At 43.9% G+C, this 22,759-nt stretch carries 12 protein-coding genes; 8 read left to right on the top strand and 4 right to left on the bottom strand.

Annotation, left to right across the window (positions count from 1 at the left end; all coding sequences use genetic code 11):
* Nucleotides 1–68: 68 nt before the first annotated feature.
* From GWR56_RS15180 to GWR56_RS15195, 4 genes are all read right to left on the bottom strand, one after another.
* Entirely contained in the window at nucleotides 69–1,049 is a 981-nt protein-coding gene (locus GWR56_RS15180; RefSeq protein WP_162432071.1) for a hypothetical protein, read from the bottom strand.
* 952 nt (nucleotides 1,050–2,001) lie between these two features.
* Entirely contained in the window at nucleotides 2,002–3,870 is a 1,869-nt protein-coding gene (locus tag GWR56_RS15185) for a M1 family metallopeptidase (protein ID WP_162432072.1), read from the bottom strand.
* Nucleotides 3,871–4,099: 229 nt separating this feature from the next.
* Entirely contained in the window at nucleotides 4,100–11,452 is a 7,353-nt protein-coding gene (locus tag GWR56_RS15190) for a hypothetical protein (protein WP_162432073.1), read from the bottom strand.
* A 12-nt stretch (nucleotides 11,453–11,464) separates the two neighbouring features.
* Entirely contained in the window at nucleotides 11,465–13,369 is a 1,905-nt protein-coding gene (locus tag GWR56_RS15195) for a hypothetical protein (protein WP_162432074.1), read from the bottom strand.
* 252 nt (nucleotides 13,370–13,621) lie between these two features.
* Between GWR56_RS15195 and GWR56_RS15200 the strand changes: the two genes are divergently transcribed.
* The 8 genes from GWR56_RS15200 (at nucleotide 13,622) to GWR56_RS15235 (ending at nucleotide 22,667) form a co-directional block, all read left to right on the top strand.
* Entirely contained in the window at nucleotides 13,622–14,113 is a 492-nt protein-coding gene (locus GWR56_RS15200) for a hypothetical protein (RefSeq protein WP_162432075.1), read from the top strand.
* 133 nt (nucleotides 14,114–14,246) lie between these two features.
* Entirely contained in the window at nucleotides 14,247–14,807 is a 561-nt protein-coding gene (locus GWR56_RS15205) for a carboxymuconolactone decarboxylase family protein (protein ID WP_162432076.1), read from the top strand.
* A 34-nt stretch (nucleotides 14,808–14,841) separates the two neighbouring features.
* A complete protein-coding gene (locus GWR56_RS15210; RefSeq protein WP_162432077.1) occupies nucleotides 14,842–17,610 on the top strand; it encodes a TonB-dependent receptor in 2,769 nt (922 codons plus the stop codon).
* 118 nt (nucleotides 17,611–17,728) lie between these two features.
* Nucleotides 17,729–18,862 (top strand): MFS transporter, encoded by a 1,134-nt coding sequence (locus GWR56_RS15215; RefSeq protein ID WP_162432078.1) that lies wholly within the window; start codon nucleotides 17,729–17,731, stop codon nucleotides 18,860–18,862.
* Between the two features lie 33 nt (nucleotides 18,863–18,895).
* Nucleotides 18,896–19,438, top strand: coding sequence for a carboxymuconolactone decarboxylase family protein (locus GWR56_RS15220; protein ID WP_162432079.1), 543 nt, complete (start codon nucleotides 18,896–18,898; stop codon nucleotides 19,436–19,438).
* A gap of 8 nt (nucleotides 19,439–19,446) precedes the next feature.
* Complete coding sequence (locus GWR56_RS15225; RefSeq protein WP_162432080.1) at nucleotides 19,447–19,995, top strand: carboxymuconolactone decarboxylase family protein; 549 nt, start codon at nucleotides 19,447–19,449, stop codon at nucleotides 19,993–19,995.
* 29 nt (nucleotides 19,996–20,024) lie between these two features.
* Nucleotides 20,025–22,253 carry a CRTAC1 family protein gene (locus tag GWR56_RS15230; protein WP_162432081.1) on the top strand — a complete coding sequence of 743 codons (2,229 nt, stop codon included), beginning with the start codon at nucleotides 20,025–20,027 and terminating at the stop codon, nucleotides 22,251–22,253.
* A gap of 39 nt (nucleotides 22,254–22,292) precedes the next feature.
* On the top strand, nucleotides 22,293–22,667 hold the full coding sequence (locus GWR56_RS15235) for a hypothetical protein (protein WP_162432082.1): 375 nt from the start codon (nucleotides 22,293–22,295) through the stop codon (nucleotides 22,665–22,667).
* The last annotated feature ends 92 nt before the right edge of the window (nucleotides 22,668–22,759 follow it).

Here is a 22,759-nt window from a genome sequence, read left to right on the forward strand (position 1 = left end):
GATAAATTTTTTTCTAAAGGTGAGGGATTTGAAGGAATAACTATCCGATATTGTCCGAGTCGGAGTGGTTATTTTAAATAAGCAAATAAATCGGTTTGTGCGCTTTCTGCTTCCTTACGTCGTCTATGCTGTTTGCCTTCAGGCGTTTCAATAGGAGTGTCATTTTGAAAGTATTGATTGACACGAGTGACTTCTACATTTACCAATTTCTCCAAGCCATCGCTATCAATCTTTTTGTAAATGATTATGCAACAATTAATCGATGTGCCGTTTTTGAACTGAACTTTACCTAACTGGACTAGACTTTTGAATTCGGTCGATTTCATACTAAATGAAACTATTTCTCCATTATAAAGGCCCATCCATTTGTACTTGCCTTTTTTCAGTACCGGTGAAATAATTTCAATAACAGCATTATCAACTTCGATTGGCTCTAAGTCGTCAGTAGCAAGGATGAAATTTTTGAAATCCGTTCTTGGTATAGTTATCTCTTCCTTAGTGTGACTCTTTTCATTATCAGTTGGAACAAAAGAGACTTTTTCGACTTTAGGGTATTTTTCAAGTAACTCGTAAAAGTTTGACCTTCTCTTTCTTATTATGTTGCTACTGTCCAGTTTAGCGGAATTCAGCTCAGTCTCCTGCTTTAGTTTCTTTATTTCAAGTTTTAGCTTTTCCTTTTCTAGATCTTTCTTTTCTGAATCTTCGAATAGCTTTTCTATTAAATGCTCTGTTGCTTTGCTAATCGCAGTTGTTACAGGTGTTACAATAATTGCTGTGACTAAAGCAGTAATAAGTGCTATTGTAACGGAAGCTTTTTTGTTTTCGTCCTTTAGCGCTATTTTGAACCATCTGATCAAGCCACCTTCATTAAGCGGCTCCGTTTCAATTATAATCTCAACTTTATAGATTAATGCAATTTCCTTTACAATATTCAAAAACTCGTACTCGCATTTATTTTGAATTGAAGCATCCATTAAATGACTACCATCATTGAACCAATAATGTAACTCTATTGCATTACTCTTTATTGTTGAATTACTATCATCCATAAATTGTGATATTAAAGCGATCTATATCGCATGCTTACAAATATGTAATATACACTATTATCACATTCATATATAGACCATTAGTAAACGGTTTTCATCCCTTTGAAATAGAATAGTATTTTTATTAGCATTTGCGATATGTGATTTATAAAAGAGAATACGATCAGTGGAGACTGGAATAGCATTTTTTATTTGAGGGACAATCGCGAAGTTTTCTAATACTTAGAACCGTTACGTCTTAACGCCAAGGCTACGCGATGCTTTGCTTAATTGAGTTAGCATTATTCCTATATTTTATACAACGGTTCATCAAATCTAAATGGCGTAACCAATTCAATCTTTAACTCTCGGGCATCTTCATATAAAGGATTAATCAGTACATTTTAAGAAAATGGATCAACACGGCTGGGAACATAAAGCAACTTGAATTTCGCATTTTTTTAATGGACTTAAGATTATTAAGAATTGATTATATTTGTATCACTATTGATATCAATTACTTTGATTTGAGCGGGTCTTTAGCGAGACCTCTTTTTCAAAAACCGACAAATAACAGCAGTAGGGGCTATAAATAGTCAAGTTACATTTCCCTCCCTCACCGCTGACCATGCAAAAGCCGCTAAATCGTATGATTTAGCGGCTTTTTTTTGCCGTTGCAGCAAAATATGTCAAAAAACGCAATATTTTTTCTACGCGATTCGTATAGTCCTTGTTTTTTTGAAAAGACGCTGGAAAAGTGATCTATCGCGTTGAATACAGCTAACGTACCGGACCGTTTTGTGGCCAATAAAGGCTAATGACCCCGGTAACTAAAATATTTTTTAAAACCCAGGAAATTCATCGTAAGGAATCTGGCTGAGCAACTTAAGATGTTTTCTTTTAACGGATCAGTGGAAATTTCATCGATTATATCGGGTAATGTATGGTAAACATGCGGTGGGTAAGTTTCTGATCAATTATTATTTAACCAAACGTTGTCGGCAGGGTTTACGTCTGCGTCATAGGCATTTCCAAGAACAATTCTATTTATCCTCTTTTTTGAGTATAAATAGATCATGACTTTATCGTTATCGTGCCATACCTTAACGGTTCGCAACAGATCTTTTGTTGTTGAATCTGACATGATGACCCGTACGTGAATCGGCATCGGCACGGTGCCTTTGTTAATTATACTGATTTGATAGGTCGAACCCTTGTGCGAAACCTTTTCGATCGAAAGATCTGGGACTGCTTTTTCGAAATACCACTTTTTCCAATACCAGTTGAGATCAGCGCCCGTACCATGGTTCGTGCAGTTGAAAAAATCGTATGGCGTCGGATGCTTACCAGCCCAGGTTTTAATAAAGAATTGCAACGCAATGATAAATTTCTTTTCGCCCAGTGCTTCCTTTAGATAGTAGAGTGCCAGTGCGGGTTTTAAATCCTTATCGCCATAACGCGCTTTGCCATACAATTGAGGTGTTGGCGTCATTAACGGCATGTCTTCTGCCAAGCCTGCATAATCATTTATACTACTGATATCATAGTCCATTTTAACATGCGGCGCAATCAACGGATGAAACATAAATTCTGTCATTGTTGCCCAGCCCTCATCCATGAATGAATATTTTGTTTCATTTGTTCCGACGTAGAAAGGAAATATGGAATGGAAAACTTCGTGCGCTGTAAACTCCACAACATCCTTTTCATCCTTAAATGGCAGGTCGTTTACCATCATCGGATATTCCATAGCATCCAGACCGTCCACAATGCTGATATGAGGGTAAGGAAACGGAATTCGAGGTAAATGATAACTGATCTGTTCTACCGTTTTTCGCGCGTAGTCAGCAACATGGTCATACGTTTTGTGGTTAGGATCATATACGGCATCTATACGGGTGCGACGGTGTGTATTACTATCTACTTCAATACTAGCAGCCTTCCATACATACTTGTCGCTTACCGCAAAAGCAAGATCAGTCACGTTATCTGCTTCAAAATTCCATGTATTGGCCGCGTTGTGTCTGGTAACATTTTTATTTTGTATTTCATCCCGATTGATAACTTCGATAACACTATCGCTTTTTTCGGCTTCTTCAATTTTTTTGAAAATGGCCTGCTGATATAATTCTTTGCCGTTGGTAAGCGTTCCGGTCGACCAAACAGAATAGTTATCCGGAACAGTTATGCTTGCTTTAAAATTCCCATAATCATTGTAAAATTCTTCTTTACCTAAATAGCCATATTCGTTCCAGCCATCTATATCATCATAAACCGCAACACGAGGAAAAAAGTAAGCTATAAAATAGGAGCCTTCGGCGATTTGACCTGTACGTAAGAATGAACCCTTATTGAGCGTGTAATGATACGCTATATCAATGCTAACCCGGTGATGCGGTGCTAAGCGTACTTTTTTGACGTACATGTTTGTACCGCTGATGCTATATTCTTTATCTGATTTTGCCTGATGTTCAATTTCGATACGGGTGATACTAATACCGTCGCCGACGTCTTCGGAAGACACAAAAACATTTCGCATAGCGTTGCTCTTATAAAGGTTGGCATATAGCTTTAACACCAGCCTGTTTAAGGTATCAGGACTATTATTGTAATATTCAATACTTACTTTTCCATTAATTTCCCTCGTGTCGGGATTAAAACTTACGGCTAGCTTATAATCGGCCCGGTTTTGCCAATAGTTTTTACCTGGTAGTCCCGTCTCACTACGCGTATTTGCGGCGAGTGCTTTGGCATAATTGCGATCAACCGGTAACTTTTGAGCGAATAATAGTAAACTATTAGCGACGAATGAGAAAGTAACCAGAAAACGTAATTTGATCATCTCCAAAAATAATCTAATTTTCAATGCTGGGCGTGTGCCGTGACTTTAAAGAGTTCTTACATTTTACTTTGCTGGATGAGAGCAACTGATTGTTTGTTGCTTAAATGGATAGATTTTTAAAATGGTCGTTTATATTATCCAATGTCAAAAAACGGCGAACACGGATCTGTGAAAGTCCTGAAAAAGCTATGGCGGTGGTCGTCATAAGTCAAAGAATTGGCGTGTGCTGTTAGCTTATCGATAAAGGCGGCGGATTGTCAAGGGTATCTTTCATATTTTTTGACACTTCGGCCGGGAGCAGGGCAAAGCCTCCTATCATGCTGGCCAGATCTACGTCGCTGCTATCCTGCATGGCATTTCCGCCAGCGATCATTCTTTTTAAACAAGCTGCAATTTCCCAAATGGACTGATATTGTTCATTGAGGATTTTCATCAACTGCTGGCTCAGGTAAGCGTTTAAAGCGCGCTGCAAATGCTGCCATAATGAGCTGTCGGCACCCAGATCACTGATACCGGCCCAGCTGACCTGAACATTACCTAAAGAAATTTTTCCGATACCCGGGATATTTGCACTGCCTTTGCCCCTGAATACCACACGCATGTTCATATTATTTGCGTTTACCGCATCAGTCGAAAGGGTTGTCAAAGGCAGCTCATGTTTTGCAAGCTCATCGCTCTTTTTGTAAGTGTTAATGAGCTTCATATCTATATGGCTTTGCAAAAGGTCGGCTTTAATGATGGGTATGGCCGCGTTGTTGAAAAGGTTGATAAATTTAACCAGGTCAGCCTCATAATGGTCAATTTTCGCAACTATGCTGTCGAAATTGCCTTTGCGCCATTGGTAGCCGCCATCTTTCCTGGTGTCAAGGTCTACCTTTTTGATCTGTAACCATCTGTCTGAATTTTGCCTGTTACCTATCCATTTATAACAATGCTTGCCGTAATAGTTTTCATGTATGTCATCAATCTCGCTATAATCAATATTTTGTAAAACATCGTTCATATAATCATAGGTATTGTCCTTATCCCTCATCATCATGTCTTTCTTGTTATCCCACCAATCAATGCCGATATATTCGGCCCGGCTGTCCAGTGTGTCAAACCACCTTAACATAGATGCCCAGTTGCTTTCGAAATCGCGTACCTTGTAACTGGCATCGCTCAATTCCAGCCTTGCATCTTTGATCATTTGCTGGTGATTGTTATGGCTGGTGATGAACGGCTGTATATCAGCTATATTTTTTGGCAGCTTTTCCTTCCACTTTATAAGTAAAGTTCGCTGCCATGTTTGAAGTTCGTTGCTCATCATGTTATCTATCTCTGCGACCGTTTGCGCGGATTCCGCAAATAAGTGGTTCAGGCCTTCGAGGGCGGTTTTCGAAAGGGCATTGATCTCCGCGATGCGTTTGTCGACGGCTTCGATAGCCTTTTCGATTTCGCGCAGGTCGGGCGACTCTGGGCTTGGTGTACATTCAACCGAAAATTCAAAATCACTCAATTCAAATTGTACAAAAAAGCTTGGCGCAGCAATATCAATATGAAAAAAATTATAAAATACGGTCTTTATCGCAAGCCCCAGGTCGACACCGAAATTTAAGGCTCCTGTCAATTTAAACAGATTGGTATTATATATCATATTAAACACCGCATCAGACTCAAATACGCCCGTATGAACAGAGGTGCTTAGTGCGGCAGAAAAAGAACCCGTAGCATTGGCATACTGCATGGTTACGGCTGCTTGTGCCAGGCCAAAAGCGTTTACCTTTGCTTCGGTCATCAGGTATTGCATGCCAATATGATCGAAGCCCATGGCAAACACGGGCCCTGCCTGTTCATCGCTAACGCCGGAGATAAGCAACATGCCATTAAATACGCTGATCGGTTTTTGGCTGTAGGATAGAAATTTGACGGAATTGGCGGCGCTTTGGAGCGAAAACTTAAGCGTGTTTTCATCACCGAAAAGCTTGTTGATAACCAGCTCAAACTTTTTATTATTTTTATCGCTGAGTACGTCTATCGTGCCAGTAGTGGTGATGCCTGCAAGGTCAAAAGACAATTCGCCCCCCAATTGAAAGTATTCATCCCGGATACTGATGACGCCCTTTATCCGGAGTATATCCAGTATCGTAAAATCCGTAGCGATACTCAACGTGTCGTCCTGGTATAGCAAAGCCGCTGAAAGGAATTTTTTGCCGAGAAAAAGGAAGTCTATTTCGCCTTGTAATTTCAGCTTCAGCGGGTCGATATGCGTATGTTGTTCGTAAATTAAGCCGAAAATATTTAACACCTTCAGCTCGAAATTCACCGACGCATCAAACGACGAATTTTGGGTAAGCAGCGATCTGAACAAAAAGGTACCACTAAAAACTTCACCGGCTGATACCATTGCGGCGGCGCTGAAAGAAGAATCCGAACTATTATTCAGGTCAAGATTCACCTGTGCATCTACATGTATAGCGAAAAATTTAAAGCGCGCGATGCCGTTAAGTTTAACAACATCGTTGTTAAACACACCTTCTATCTTACCGTAAAAGCCAATAGGAGATGTTGCAGTATCAAAGGCGCTGGCTTCTAAGTACAGCATGCCCTTTGCAGCAATAAAAGTTCCCTGGAAAATATTAAAGCCAAGCAGTTTCAGGTATGTGTTGCCGCTCACCTGGAAATTAGTAGCTGTAATGGCTTGCTTCCCATCCAGGTGAAGCAAAAGGATGTCGTTAGGCGCGGCCACATGGATAAGCATGGACGATGCAAGGCCATCGGGCAGCCAACACAAAGCAGCGCTCAGCCTGGCCTCGGCAATTGAGCCCACCTTAAGCTTACCCTGCATAAAAAATAGCACCGCATTGTCTGGTGCGGTAACAGCTTTGCTATCAGGCGCGGCGCCTGGCTGAAATGTTAACAGGTTCAACAGAGGAACCAGTTCTTCAAGCGCGGCGTCGGGCAGTTGGTGATCTTGGTATAGCCTGGTTACTTCCTTTGGCGTGGCCATCAGCCACGCAACAGAGGCTTCCAGGTTCTCTAAAGGGAACACTGTAATATTGTTATAACGCAATGCCAGCGGCAGCGCCTGTACCAGATAAGCAGGGGTCTTTTCCTTGATAAGATGATTGACGCCGTTAAGTAAAATCCCGGCAAGGTTCATCAGGTCCAGCAAGCGATAGTTGTTTGTCCAGCCGAGTAAAAGGCCCTTTTCATCCTCGCCCTTGGCAACATATTTGGGCAGGCGCATATAGAAAGGCCCGGCATCAAATACGAGGTTAAGGCCCGGTTCACCGCCGTCTTTCTGTATGCTGAGGGGATACGCAACATCAAGGTCTTTGCCTTCCGAGAAAAGCTTTTTCAGGTCGCTCGCTATTTTCAGCACCTTCATCACGTTAACCTTTGGCTGCGGGAACGAAATAGAGGTGTGTATATCCAAACCTTCTATTCCCTTGAATTTAAACAATATGTTTTCATAAAACAGCGGGACAGGGATAGGGATGCCTGTTTCGTAAACGATCAGTATCAGCAGTTCTTTTACAGCAAAGGTGTGTTGCAGTTCGTCGCGGGGCGGTAGTTTCGCCGCGACCACTTCTGATTGGTATAGGGTGGTCGATAGCAACAATTCGGCATAGTCAAAAGTGTCCAGCTCTGCGCTGCACTCAAATTTTAGTAAAGAACCGCCCATAGCCGTGCCCAGCGAAATATGTGTTAAGCGCAGCCCTATAAAAGCCAATGGCGTTGGTACCAGGAATTGCAGCGGAGCATCTTTTGTGGTGAGCGAGAAGCCGATACCGCCATCGGCAGTTATATCTACCGATGCTTCAAGCGCGCGTGGTACCGACAGGCTTAAGTATCCGCGGAAGCGCGCAGGCAGGCTGTTTTCAATTTTTTGTACCGCGAGCAGCAAATCGCCCAGTGCTTTGGGCAGGGTAATGCCGCAACGGTCAAGCATGTTGATAAGCCAGGTGAGCGTATCTTCCAGCTTCATCGTTTTTACCGGGATGCTCTTTGGTAAATTTTGAGCCACCTTATTGAGTCTGAGCGCTTCGAAAAGCCTGCGCAACAAAGTCAATGGGATAGCCACAGGATTTTCCGGATCTATCTCATAACCGCCTTTAAACTGAAATGTGCCTTTTTCCACATCAAGTTTTATAACAGGCTTTATAAAACTGATACAGCCCAGGTCTTTGTCGTTAAATACGCGGTTAAGGTCAATCCTTACCTTATTGTCCTGTTCGGTGATGCCTTCAATGGTGTAAAATGGCGAGTCGATTAGTTGGCCGCTGATGCCTGCCGAGCCGATACTTACCCTAAAACGGGTGAATTGTTCACCGGGTGGCGAGGCCAGGGTCTTAAATATTTTTGTTTGCTGCATGCCCAAAACTTCGTTCAGGCGCATAGGTAAGGCATAACCAAACTCCAGTTCGAGCGCAACCTCTTTCCCTATATGAAACTCAGCGCCCGACAGCCTTATGGCACTCTTACCAAATGCCGGTACCGATGTTACCCCGATCTCGGCCATCAAATCAGGAATTTCCAGTTGGAGCAGGGTGCCCGTGGCTGCAAAGAAAAGCGTGCCGTTTTTTAGCCCGGCGGCTAACAGTAGGGGTTTGCTTACCCAATGCTGTTCTTTTTCCTCCATAAATATCCTGCGTACAGGGTCCGGAAGGTCCTGCAAAATAAGGACTGCCTCGGCGGTAATGGTCCACTGCTTATCTTCTTGCTTAAATGAAAACTCGCCGGGAGTAAGTTTGGCGCACAGGCTGCGGGTAACCGTTTTAGGCTGCGTTTTTCCGTCCGCCTGTGTGGTTTCCGTACATTCCTGGTAATCTATCTTAGGGGTAACGATCTCAAAGCCAGATGGCTTGAACACAAAGCGGTTGTTAGCTTTTTCGATATGTAGGCTAAGCGCGCCGCCAACGCCCTCAGGAAACTGGTCGTCAAGCAGGTGCAGTTGTAAATGGCCCCCTGTAATAGTAAGATCGGCGCTGCTCTTTGACAGGCTCAGGCTTATCCGGTCTGCGCCGATGCTGAATAAGTCCTCAACGGCTAACCTGTTTCGTGCAGGGACTGTGGTGATTGTCATATTAACAGTGCCTTCAGCGGTGCTGAATGCCAGTCCGGCCTCACTGATATCCGGCCAGCTAACACCTTCGGGCAATGCCAGTTCCTCATCAAATATAGCGCTCAACAAAGGCATTAAGCCTATATCGGCGACAACCTTACCGCTGAAAGACAGGTCTTTGGCCCCTGAAGCAAACCCGGCCTGCAACGTGATATTTACTGATCGATCGCCCGCCATGAGGTCCATATGGCCCTTAACCAGTACCACTACCTGTTCCCGCTTTTCAACCGATACATAGAATTGCTTAAGGTTTCCTCGCAGCTTCCCTATTTGCGGTGTCGCAATATCATTCGCTTCTGCCGCTATAAAAAGGCCTTTTTTAACGGTAAGAAGCTTACCACCATCCAATGGGCTGCCTTTGCCTGTAAGGTCCGGCACACGCGGCAGGCTAAAATCCTGTAGATCGGTACCGGCGTAAAGTAAGTGCAGTTGTGTAAGCCCCGCAGCTTTAGCCGCCTGGCTTAGTTCGCCGATTTCGTCGGTAGGCGCCGGTGAGGTAATATCGTAATCAAGGCCTATTACATAGTGCCATGTGTCTCCGGCTGTTTTACGGGCGATAAAAAAGTAAGTAGTGTTATTCGTAGTATATGCGCTAAGGGCAAAGGTGCGGTCGGCCTGGGTATAACTGAATGCTATTTCACAAAACTGAGGGTTTAAAAGTGCCGGGAGGGAAGTGAGGTCCAGCTCTATGCCTATCGCCCTGGCTATTTTTGCCAGGCTAAGCATCCCTTCTCCCTCAACAGCTTTCCACCCGCCGGCGTATGACCGCGCCCCTTCTTCTTTACTGATGGCTACTGCCAAAGCCGCCAGCCCTACCTGCAGGCTGGCCGAAAAATTATACGACAGATCGTACTGCTCACCGGCCTTTTTTAACTGCACATCGATATTGCTGCCTAAAACGAGGCTTTGGTCGGTAAGAAAGGGCAGGGGTAAGGGCACCTCCAGGCTTGATGTAAACGACAACGAATCGTTTTCGGTTTGATATTCCAGTTCGGTAAAGCCAACCTTAATATCGGGTATGAGTTCAACGGGTAGCTCTGCATGGGTTATTTCGTTCAGGCCGGCTACAAACTGGCGCAGTAAAAACGGTTCGGTCAACCCGGTGCCCGCAGTTAGTGTCCAGTCGCGGCCAGATTTAGCTACTTCTCCGTAAAAGCTGGTTTTACCTATCAGCAGTTCTCCCCTGAACGATCCACTCATCGCCTGGTACGTGCTTTCTCCCGGCAGGTAGCTGAGGTTGAACCGCGGGTTTGCCAGCCGGATTCCCCTGATCAATTGCAGTTCGCACTCGGCCGACAGATCCAACTCTATCTGGCTGATCTTTTTTTGTGCCAGGTTCGCAATTACGTCGAAGCGCCTGAGGGTTACCGAGTGTACCTGGGCAATATCTCCAGGAAAGTTAAGCCCGGACAGGTCGATGCCAAAAGGCAGTTCTTCCAACAGCTTTATATTTTCCAGATCGATCATGCCATCGATGTGGAAATTCCAGGGTAGCGCCGGGTTAGTGCTAAGGAATGCGCTTAAGCCAAGCTTTATATTTTCCCTAATAGCAAATACGCCTTTAAAAGCAACGGACAACTTCATCTCACCGCCGATATACCCGGCATCAAGCACCAGCCGCGGAAAGGCAAGCGTTATGCCCGGCAATAACGATACATGGCGGAAAGAGGATAAAGTAACCGAAAAGGTAAGGGCGCTGCTGCGTGTATGGGAGCAGCTAAAACGAAGGGCAGTTATGGAAATGTTTGACAGCTGGTCGGTGATCAGGTCCGGGATGCTTGAAAAAAGGTCTTCTCTGCCGCTATGGATCTCCACCTGCTTAACTGCATCGGCAAGTTTGATATCATAGTCCGTCTCATCCAGCAATTCTATCTCCCAGTTTCCGCCTGTGGTAAACGGAATACTGAAACGAAAATCCCGCTCGCGGCCCAGGAAATCTGCGGCGACAGTAATTGAGACCGAACAGCACTGCCCCTTGCTGATCACCGCGGTTAGCAGGGGTTTGCGAAAATGAAGGTGGTAGTCCTTAAAGAGGTCTATTTCGATATCAGCGAAAATGACGCGAAAGCGAAATTCTTCTTCATCAGACAGGTATTCTACGATCACTTTTTCAATCCCGGCATTGGAGAGGCTGGCCAGTTCGCCGGGTAGCTCGGGCAGGCCCTTTTGCCGCAACCAGTCGAAATTTATGGCATCTATCTCAAAACGGAGAGAGGTGAAGATCATTTCTTCAAAATCAACCCACACCTGGAAAGAATGCACTTTTAAGTTTCCCCCGTCCAAACTGCCTTTTAGGTGGATGCCGTCAGGCCCGGTATATTGCAGGACCGGCCCGCGAACCGTGACCTCGGCAGCCGACAAAAGACTCAAAGGTGCTTCCAGCGCCAGTTGGGGGTATGCTGCTGCGCTCAATTTCAGATCGTTACTCTGTTCGATCTTTTCTTGCCAATCTTTGTAAAGTTCATTTTTATCCATCACGCTCGTGTGCTATTTTTTTATCCGTCTTCTTTTATTTACCGGCTTCTTGGTATCAAGCTCTTCCTCCCGGTGTGGCCGCACGCCCAGGGTTTTGCTGATGAACAGTGAAAACTGCTCTTTTTCGTCATTCGTTTTTTTACCCCACATTTCCAGCGGCAGTAAGCTGACAAATTTTTGCATGTCCAACGTCATATCGTTTTGGTAGTTATACTGATACTGGTAGGGATTATAGTACAGCAAATTGATCATTGTAATTAAATCCTCGTTGGGGATGTCCGCATTTCTGGCCCACCAGGAGAAAAAGAATGTATAGCAGTTTTTAAAGATTCTGATCATTTCGCTCACCAATATTTCGGGTAGCTTAGGCGTTAAATAAATTTTGATGGATTCCTCTGTGATATCCTCCTCTTGTGAACGGCGGAAACAGTTTAGCAAGGCGGGGAACTTTTGTTTTAAAACGTTGATCTTGGCTGTTGATATATTAAACGATAGCTCACTGAGGATCTCCTTGGCCTGACGCATAAAGCCATCTTTGATATTGATTGAGCCTTCAAGTTCCTCATTTGATTGAAAGTCATATAACCTGTCGGCTAATCTTGCTGCGGCCACACGGAAAGTAAGCGATGTAACCTCGATCTCCTCGTTGTTTATAAAAACCGTGTAACAATTTGTAGACGCTGTTTTACTCAGCTTGCTCATGTTTTGGGGAGGCACGAGATCTTCCGGCCCATTAGAATTAGAGACGACAACCACCGAGCCTATACCTTCTGTATAAAACCAGTTGTCGACCTCGCTTAAAATAACATTTGTGCGGTCCGGTGCTGCAGCAAGTAAGGCTTTGATCGCATCCGACATCACCCGCTCACCCCGGTCCTGGTTAGGATAACTAAATTCGTTCAAAAAATAGGCATATCTTTTTTCCACGCCGTTCAAGTGCGTTGCCAGCCTGTCCTTAATAAAAACAGGACTTGGCACCTGGAGGTCCTTGTTACACGGAACGACGACGACCTCGGGCTGCAATGTTTCTAAAAAGCCCGGGGCGCTGTTAAATTTTTTATCATCATAATTCGCATTTTTTTTATGGTTGTTAAAATTGCTGCCGTGATGGGTAGCCTTCAGTACCTTAATTTCAAATTTATACTTCATTTTATCCTCATTCCATTTTTTAAAGGTTTTGGCTATCAGGTCAACGGTTGGCCCTTCCACGTTATGATATGACTTCAGCGCAGGGTCTCCACTCAGGTCCCCGCCCGAAAAATAAGAGAAACCAGTATCGGGGTTATGAATAGTGAAACTGATGGAAAGATCGTTGGGGTTGACTTTACTCGGCTTTGACTGTTGCTTTATAATGTTAGTACCATCTGCCAGCACACCCTTACCGCTCCAGAAGGTCAGGTAAAACCCCGTATTGGTTGATCGTGCCGTATTATCCTTTAGACTTATCGAATTGATGCTTCCCGTGAACTTGTCTTCGTTATACAGTTCAAGGTCCAGGAAAGGTGGGATCAAACGTTTTGTTTTCTCTTTATACTTGAAAGAGAAGGTACGATAAGTATTGACGTAGGGAAGCAGTTTATCATAGGCGGGGGTGGTTGCAGGGTAATAATCCTTTTGATCATAACCCACATCACAGAGTTTTTCAGGTTCGAAAACACAATTACCGTCTGTACTGGCTACGCTGATACCGCTCACGTGGTCATCGTGGCAATGCGAAGTGATCATCAGATCGATCTTAACGTCGGGGAAATATTTTTTTAAGTAGCCGGCCAGTTTATCGGGGCCATTGCCGATACCGCCGGTATCCACCAGGATGCTGTAAACGACAGGGTAGGGCGCTGTGCCATGGCGGATGACGATAAAGGTCGCGTCACCGCCCGTTACATCCACATGGTGGATCTCTAATTGATAGCTCATAAGGTTTAAGTTAGAAGCAACCGAAGCCGCTCAGAATTAACGCTTTTAAATTAAAGAAAATAAATTAATGTTTCCGGATAATTATTCCTCATTTCAAAAACAATGTTTGTTCCTGAACAATGTCGATTGAAAAAACATTTGTATTATTAAATATTAATAATACTTTTATCTAACCTAAAAGTATACCCCTACTTGAAAAAGACCTTTGCAATAGTTATGCTTTTTGTGCTCTTGTTTAACATGGGCGGGTACATGCTATTATCCCAATATTTTATTAAAGCTTCAGACGATTTTGCCAACGAGCAGATCAGCAAAGGGTATTACAAACCGGATGAGCTGGTTGTTATAAAGATCCCGGTACGAATGCCTTACGTGCAGGAACAACGGCAATACGAGAATATTTCGGGTCAAATTCAGCTTAAAGGTAATTGTTACAACTATGTAGCTCTTAAAATGACACGGGATACCATGTATGTAAAGTGTATACCCAACTACAATAAAACAAAGCTGATCAACGATAACGTTATCAATGCTAAGCAGATCAGCGACATCCCGCTTTCAAAAAAGAACCATGTGCCGACTGTTAAAAAAACCGGCCTTGATACCGATTACAATTACATAGTTACATTATTTGACCTCACTGTGTCTGCAAAGGAAACAAGTTGCAGCACTGTATATATGGAACTTCAGTTATTGAATACCTATCTTTCGTCGCCGGCACAACCACCAGAGAGCCAGGCATAATTTATTCATATAATTTCGGGGAAGCACATCGGCATAGGTATAAGCTATAGCCTGATCGCACGCATTTTTTGCTCATCAGAGCGATAGAATTGCTGTACGCCGCCCTATATCTTTTATATTTTATTGAATTTTTATGCCTTATATAGCACTTGAAGATCATCTGCCGGGCATTACCGGCTTGTTAGAGTATAGCAAGGGTACTGCACAGCCTATACGCGATTTGACACAATTTTTGTTGCGAGGCCCGTCTACATTAACTGAAGCCGAACGCGAGCTTATTGCTACCGTTGTATCATACGGTAACGAATGTACTTTTTGCACAACCGCCCATACTGCGGCTGCCGACCTTTTAGCCGGCGAGACCCAAACGGCCGAAAAGGTTAAGCAAAACATTGAAACCGCGCCTGTTAGCGAAAAGATGAGGGCGCTTTTAACCATAGCCAGGTTAACCGGGCAAAGTGGTAAAAGCGTTACTGCCGATGCCATTAGCCGTGCAAAAGCGGCAGGCGCAACTGATATAGAAATACATGATACCGTTTTAATAGCAGCTTTATTTTGCCTTTACAACCGCTATGTCGACGGGCTGGGCACCGCCCTCCCTGCCGACCCGGCTTACTATAATGTTTTGGCAGAAAGGCTGGTCAACCACGGTTACACACGTTTGCCGCAAGGTTACGACCATCTTAAAAAGTAATTAAATCCCCTTATCAATTTAAACTCGATCCACAATGAAAAAACTTTTATTTATAATTATGATACTTTCCTCAGCGCATGTATTTGCGCAGGATGTTAAAATAACCGGTACCGTAAATGATGCCGCCGGTAACCCTGTTAGCAATGCCAGTATTAACGTTAAAGGTAAAAATGTCGGCACTACCACAAATTCAAGCGGTATTTTTACCCTGCATACTAAAAATATCACGCTTCCATTTACCCTGGTAATTTCGGGCCTCGGCTACGAGCAGCAGGAAGTCCAGATAACGTCGGCTTCGCAAACTGTGGGCGCCTCGCTTACGGTAAAGACAACCATGCTTAACGAGGTTGTTACTTCGGCTACAAGGGTAAGCCAAAGCAGCTTGCAATCGCCTGTAAGTATCGAAAAAATGGGTCAGCGGGCTATAAAGGAAAACCCATCGTTCACTTTTTATGATGGTTTGCAAAACCTGAAAGGTATGGAAGCCGTTACCAGCAGCTTAACATATAAGCAAGTAAATACCCGTGGCTTTAACAGCACCGGCAACTCCAGATTTTTACAACTGGTAGATGGGGTGGATAACCAAACCCCGGGTCTTAACTTTGCCGTAGGTAACTTGTTTGGTGCATCAGATCTTGATATCGAATCGGCTGAGGTTATTCCCGGCGCGGCATCGGCCCTTTACGGCCCGGTTGCATTCAATGGCTTGTTATCAATAAAAACCAAAGACCCTTTTAAATACCAGGGCCTTGCGGTACAGCTAAAAACAGGTATAAACCACATAGGCGAATCCGCTGGCAGCGCCAAAAGCCTCAGCGACTTTGCCCTGCGTTATGCAAAGGCATTTAACAACCGCTTTGCCTTTAAGCTTAATGCATCGTACCTCACCGGGACCGATTGGTATGCTAATGATTACACTGATATCAGCGCCGCTACCCCTGTTGCTGACCGTGGGCCTAACAATCCGCGCCGCGATGCATTAAATATTTATGGAGATGAAGTGGTGTCTGAAAATTTGCCGGGTATAGGCGTGGTATCGCGTACCGGTTATGAAGAAAAGGATTTAATGAACTACGATGTTTACAGCCTGAAGCTTAACGGCGCGCTGCACTATAAACTAACCAGTGATATCGAGGCTGTTTATCAGTATAATTATGGTCGTGGTACTGCCAGCTACACGGGCAGCAGCAGGTTCGACCTGAACAACTTTGTGCTGCAAACGCACCGTTTAGAATTAAAAGGCAGTAACTTTTTTGTACGCAGCTACGTAGTTGGTGAAAACTCGCACGATTCTTACAACACCCGGTCGCTCGCTCAGTTCATTAACCGCGATTGGGTACAGGATATGAGCGGTAAAGTAGTATCGCCGGAAGATGCAGACCAAACATGGTTCGATCGGTACGAGGCAGCGTTTAACGGTTCGGCGCCGGGCGTAACAGCGGGCAGCCATACCGCAGCCCGCGGTTTTGCAGACCAGGGCAGGTTTTTACCAGGCACCCCTGCGTTTGAGAATGCCAAAGACGCAGCTATCCACAACTATGGCTTAAGCGGGGCAGGTGTGTTTAGTAACAGCAAATTTTACCATACTGATGCACAGTATGATTTTTCAAAAGCCATTAAGGTTTTTGAGCTTTTAGCTGGCGGCAGCTTCCGCAAATACGCTATGTTTACTAACGGCAGCTTGTTTGATGATAAAACCAATAAAATAAAGATCAACGAGTACGGGTCGTTTTTACAGGCTGGTAAAAAACTGCTGGATGATAATCTTAAACTTACGGCATCTATCCGTTACGATAAGAACGAGAACTTTAAAGGCAGTTTTACACCTCGTTTTTCGGCGGTATACACAGTTGCTAAAACCCATAATTTCAGGGCCTCATATCAAACCGGTTTCCGCAACCCAACTCCTGTAGATCAATTCATAAACCTGAATGTTGGACCTATTACCATACTGGGCGGTGCGCCAAGCAACAGCGCCAATGTAAATGCATATCAAAACTCTTTTACAGCCGCATCGGTAGGTGCATTTGGAGCAGCCTTTGGAGCGGCTGTTGGCAGCGGTACACCTTTTCCGCAAGCCGTTGCCGAAAACAAGGACCTGCTTGTTAAATCAAATGTGCCTTATATAAAGCCTGAGCAGCAAAAGGCCTTTGAAGTAGGTTATAAAAGCCTGGTAAACGATAAGCTTTTGATCGACCTGAATTATTATTACAGCAGCTATACCGACTTTATTTTGAATACAGTTGTTATTGACCCCGAAAGCCCTGTATTGGGCGCCGATGGTAAACCTAATGTAAATGCGGCTATGGACATATTAAATAGTAAAGTGCACGCCTACCAGCTTTATACCAACGCTTCTGATAAGGTATCGGCGCAGGGTGCAAGTATGGGCCTAACTTATTTGCTTAACAAAGGCTACATGGTGGGGGCAAATGCCACCTTATCGGTGTTTAACCTGGGCAAGGCAAATATCAACAACATTGCACAATACAACACCCCAAAATGGAGTACTAATGCAACTTTTGGCAACGCTAATGTTGGCAACGGCTACGGCTTTAATGTGGCATGGCACTGGCAAAGCGCCTTTGACTGGTATGGCACCTTTAATGGTGTAAGGCCGGGCCGTATAAACGCTTACTCGATGGTTGATGCGCAGATAAACAAAAAATTGCCGCGTGCAAATACTACCATCAAACTTGGCGGCAGCAACATATTTAACAAATACATATCGCAGGCTTATGGCTCGCCTGCCGTTGGTGCTATTTACTATGTAGCTGTTGTTTTTGACAGCCCTTTGAAATAATCTTATGAAAGCAACGGAATTAAATTATACAACTATCCAACACAGCAAAGCATATTTTGCTGCGGTTTTTACGCTATGTTTTGTAAGTAGCGTACTTGGTGGTTCTGTCTCAACTTTAATGTCGGTTTATCTCCCTGTGGTTCTAAAAGACCTGCAGGGAGATATTAAACCGGACCAGGTTGATGGTGTTAGCGGCCTTATAAATGCCTTGTTTATTTATGGCTGGGCAATTGGCGGTTTTACCTGGGGCATCGTCAGCGACCGTATGGGCCGGAAAAAAGCATTACTTAGTTCAATTGTTTGCTACGGCGTTTTTACCGTGTTAACCGGTATGATGCAGCAATGGACAGGAGTGATGGTTTGCCGCTTTATGAGTGGCTTTGGCGTTGGCGGCGAAATGGTAATAGCCATGACCTTTATATCAGAAATATGGCCCGAAAAAAGCAAAGCTATTATGATCGGCATTCTGTCAATAGCTTTCCCCATAGGTATTTTTGGTGCCGGGGCAATAAATATTATTACCCCTGTTTGGCGCCATGGATTTTTGATAGGCATTGTACCGCTGGCAATGGCCTTGATAGGGCTTTTTGTTATTACCGAATCGCCCCAATGGGCCAGCCACAAACAAAGCGCACAATTATCAGCAAATGGATCAATATTTTCATCTGCCAACAGGGGCGAACTCATTATCGGGTCACTGGTTTTTGGCACAATGCTGATAGGCCTTTGGGCAATATTTTCGTGGCTTCCAACCTGGATACAAAGCCTTACAACCGGCGATGCGGCCAAACAGCGCGGCCTTAGCATGATGTTTATGGGCATGGGCGGCCTTACCGGCGGTTTTTTTTCTGGCTGGCTGGTCAACTTAATTGGGTTACGCCGCTCCATGATACTTTGCTTTGGCGTTTGTACCGCATTGTCATTTATACTTTTTAAAACCAATACGGTTATTTCTAATATGGTTTTTGTTGAAATAGCAATTATGGCCTTGTTTTTTGGTGCAAGCCAGGGGGTGTTATCGGCGTACATCCCGCAATTGTTTCATACAGGCATACGCGCAACAGCTACAGGTTTTTGCTTTAATATAGGCCGGCTTTTTACAGCTACAGCCGTACTGTTTATAGGGGTATTGGTTACCTCTTTAGGCGGATATGGCAATGCGATTTTTTTGTTCTCGTTGGTTTTTGTATTGGGCTTTCTTGTGGTAATTTTTATGCCCCGCAAAGCTCAAAACACACCTTATAAAGCTTAGTAACTATAATTATAATAATTAAACAAACTTAATATGGCACATATAAACGTCCCCGAAGGTATACCCGGTATCAGGTCGCTGGTTATGTTCAGGCCCGAAACGGGTAAACACCTTTACGAGTTAGCCGAAGTTTTACTGCGTGGCGAATCGCCTTTGTCTCAAGCCGATCGCGAGTTGATAGCAGCTTATGTATCATACCGCAATGAATGCATGTTTTGCATGAATAGCCACGCTGCAGCCGCCCGATGTCTTTATGGCGAAGAGGATACTACCGTAGATGATGTGCTCAAGGACATGCAACATTCCGGCATCAGCTCAAAAATGAAAGCTTTACTAAACATTGCCGGCAAAGTACAAATATTGGGTAAAGAGGTAAAGCCCGAAGATATTGAAGCTGCCCGTGCAGAAGGAGCTACAGATAAGGAGTTGCACGATACGGTTTTAATAGCAGCGGCATTCTGCATGTTTAACAGATATGTTGATGGCCTGGGTAGCCTTACCCCAACCGACCCTGAGGCATATAAGGAAATGGGCCAACGCATGGTACAGGGTTACGCATTACCGGCAAAACAATAAATAAAGTTATGGCATATATCCAATTAAATAATGATTTGCCCGGGATACGCGGCCTGATGGCCTACCGCCCGGAAACTGAAAAACCCTTGAACGCCCTTGCTGAAGTTTTGCTGCGCGACGACAATAACACGTTGAGCCGTGGAGAACGAGAGCTGATAGCCACATATGTATCATACTTAAACGACTGCTTTTTTTGCCAGAATGTACACGGTTCTATCGCTGGTTTTTACCTTAATTGTAATATAGAACAGATAGATCAAATTAAAGCAGATTTTAGCGGGGCCGATCTGTCGCCAAAAATGAAAGCCTTTTTAAATATTGCTGCAAAAGTGCAAACGGGTGGTAAAAACGTTACAGAGGATGACATAGCCAAAGCGCGCGAAACCGGTGCCACAGATACCGAAATACACGATGTGGTATTGATAGCCGCCGCCTTTTGCATGTTTAACCGCTATGTTGACGGTTTGGGTACCTGGGCACCGCAAGACAGGCAATTCTACATAAACAGGGCCCCGCAGCGCGCGCAGGAAGGTTATCAATCAAGCGTATATAAATAAATACATCTACCTATCCAAAAACAGCCATTATGAAAATAAAGATCATGCTTACCGTTTTGGTGCTTGTGGCCTTTGGCTTTACACTTGTTATAAACAATCGATCTACCTCTCATAAAGAGATGATCAAAATATTGGAGTCTATTAAGCAGAAAAACAACAATATTTTAAACCCCTTTTATGCCGAGCCAAAAATTGCGTATCTGGATTCATTTATAGAAGCGAACCCGGGTGTGCAGGACCGGGAACTGCTAGCAACCAAGGGGTCGCTTTTATTGGAGGTTGGCAAAGAGCAACAAGCCGTAGAACAATACGAGCAGATAATGAACAAACTTGATTTTATGACTACCGACGAGGTGATGGTTGATGCAGGGATAGCCTATATGCGATTAGGCGAACGCACCAACTGTATGCTAAATCATACCGGCTCATCCTGCATTTTTCCGATAAAGGACGATGGTGTGCACATCATCAAAACCGGATCAGGTAAAGCAATTGAAACTTATAAGACCCTTCTGAAAATTAACCCGAAAGACCTTGAATCGAGATGGTTGATCAATATTGCTTACATGACACTTGGGCAATACCCCCAGGGTGTACCGGCGGATGTATTGATCCCGGGCCTTAACAGCAACAATACAACAGATGTAAAGCCCTTTAAAGATATTGCTAAAAGCTTAGGCCTTAATATTAACGGCCGTGCGGGCGGTGTGGTGATAGACGATTTTAACAATGACGGCTACCTGGATATTGTGACATCGGGATGGGATCTGAGCGACCCGATGCATTACTTTCAAAATAACAGGAACGGAACATTTAGCGATGTTACCGAACAAAGTAATTTAAATGGTATTACGGGCGGGCTTAATGTGCAGCAAACCGATTATAATAACGATGGCAATATTGACCTGTTTGTATTACGCGGCGCTTGGCTTGATAAAGGATTTGGCAATCAGCCCAGTTCGTTACTGCGTAACAATGGCGACGGTACTTTTACAGATGTTACCAAGGACAGCGGTTTGTTGTTTTTTTACCCTACACAGGCGGCTACATGGGCCGATTTTAACAACGATGGCTGGCTTGATGTTTTTATAGGCACCGAAAGCTTAAATAATATTGATAACACCCAATCATTTTGCATGCTATACATCAATAATCACGATGGCACTTTTACCAATATTGCAAAGGCTGCGCACTGTGACATAAGCGCTTTTGTAAAAGGTGTTACCTCGGCCGATTTTGATAATGATGGCTGGATGGATGTGTTCATATCTACCATGAACGGTAAAAAGTATCTGCTTAAAAATAAAGGGAAAAAAGGTGCTGTTATCGATTTTGAAGATGTAACAGAACATGCGGGCATAGCTAAAAATACCGAACGCACCTTTACCACCTGGTTTTATGATTATAATAATGATGGCTGGCAGGATATTATAGTTTGCGATTATAAGTTCGACCGCGCCTTGGCGTACTACTGTGCCGCGGAAGCCCTGGGGAAACCGGTGCCTTTTGCGGGAAACGTGTTTTTGTACAGAAACGACCGTAACGGAACATTTACCGACGTTACCAAAGAAGCCGGCCTTGATAAAGTAGTTTACAGCATGGGCGCTAATTTCGGCGACATTGATAATGACGGCTACCCGGATATGTATTTCGGAACCGGCAACCCTGATTTTCGCTCACTGGTGCCAAATAAGATGTTTCATAATATCGGCGGTAATAGGTTTGATGATATTACTACCGCATCGCGCATGGGTAATCTGCAAAAAGGGCACGGCATTGCATTTGCCGATCTGAGGAATAACGGAAAGCAGGACATCTTTGCCGAAATGGGAGGTGCTTATATAGGCGATTCTTATACCAGTTCGTTGTATTTAAACCCAGGTAATAATAACAATTGGATAAGCCTTAAGCTAATAGGTGTAAAATCAAATAAAGCTGCTATTGGCAGCCACATAAAATTAACATTTTCCGAAAATGGCGTAAAAAGATCAGTCTATAAAGATGTTAATTCTGGCGGCAGTTTTGGGTCGTCGCCGCTTAAACAGGAGATCGGCATTGGTAAAACAACCGTTATTTCCGAAATTGAAATAACATGGGCCGGCAGCGGAACTATACAACGGTTTAAAAATGTATTGCCCAATCAGTTTCTGCAAATTACCGAGGGTGATAATCGTTATAGCGTTAATAAGCTGGCTAAATTAACTTTTATGGATAAATCGGCCCCGTTTTGTATGCCCGTGAATGCAAAAATTAAATAAAATAGTATATTTAAATAACTAACAACCAGACAACTAAACATGAAAAAACTAATGATGTTATGCGGCCTGCTTATAGGCCTTACAGTGGCCGGTAAGGCCCAGAATGCTACTGTTAAGTCTTCGGATAAAGCGAAAGATCTGCAAAAACAATTAAAGCTTACCGATAAACAAACAGCCAGGATATCGGCAATTTACCAGGAGTCGTCGCAAAAATTTGAAAAGATCAAGCAGAATGAACACGGGGATAACGCGAAAATAATGATCGCCATAAAGCCATTACGCGCCGAAACCATCAAAAAAATTAAAGCCGAACTAAACCCCGTACAAAAAACTGAGTACGACAAACTGCTAACAAATAAAGCAAAACCGGGTGGCCTTGCATGGGGCGAAGGCTGGAGTTCGCCAACAGAATAATTTTAACATCAGTAGTAACATCCGGGTGTAGCGGATGTTACTACCGGTCATCCCTTGATTTATAGCTTGCCAATTGGCTGTAAATTTTAAAC

Source organism: Mucilaginibacter sp. 14171R-50, from assembly GCF_010093045.1.
GTDB lineage: Bacteria > Bacteroidota > Bacteroidia > Sphingobacteriales > Sphingobacteriaceae > Mucilaginibacter.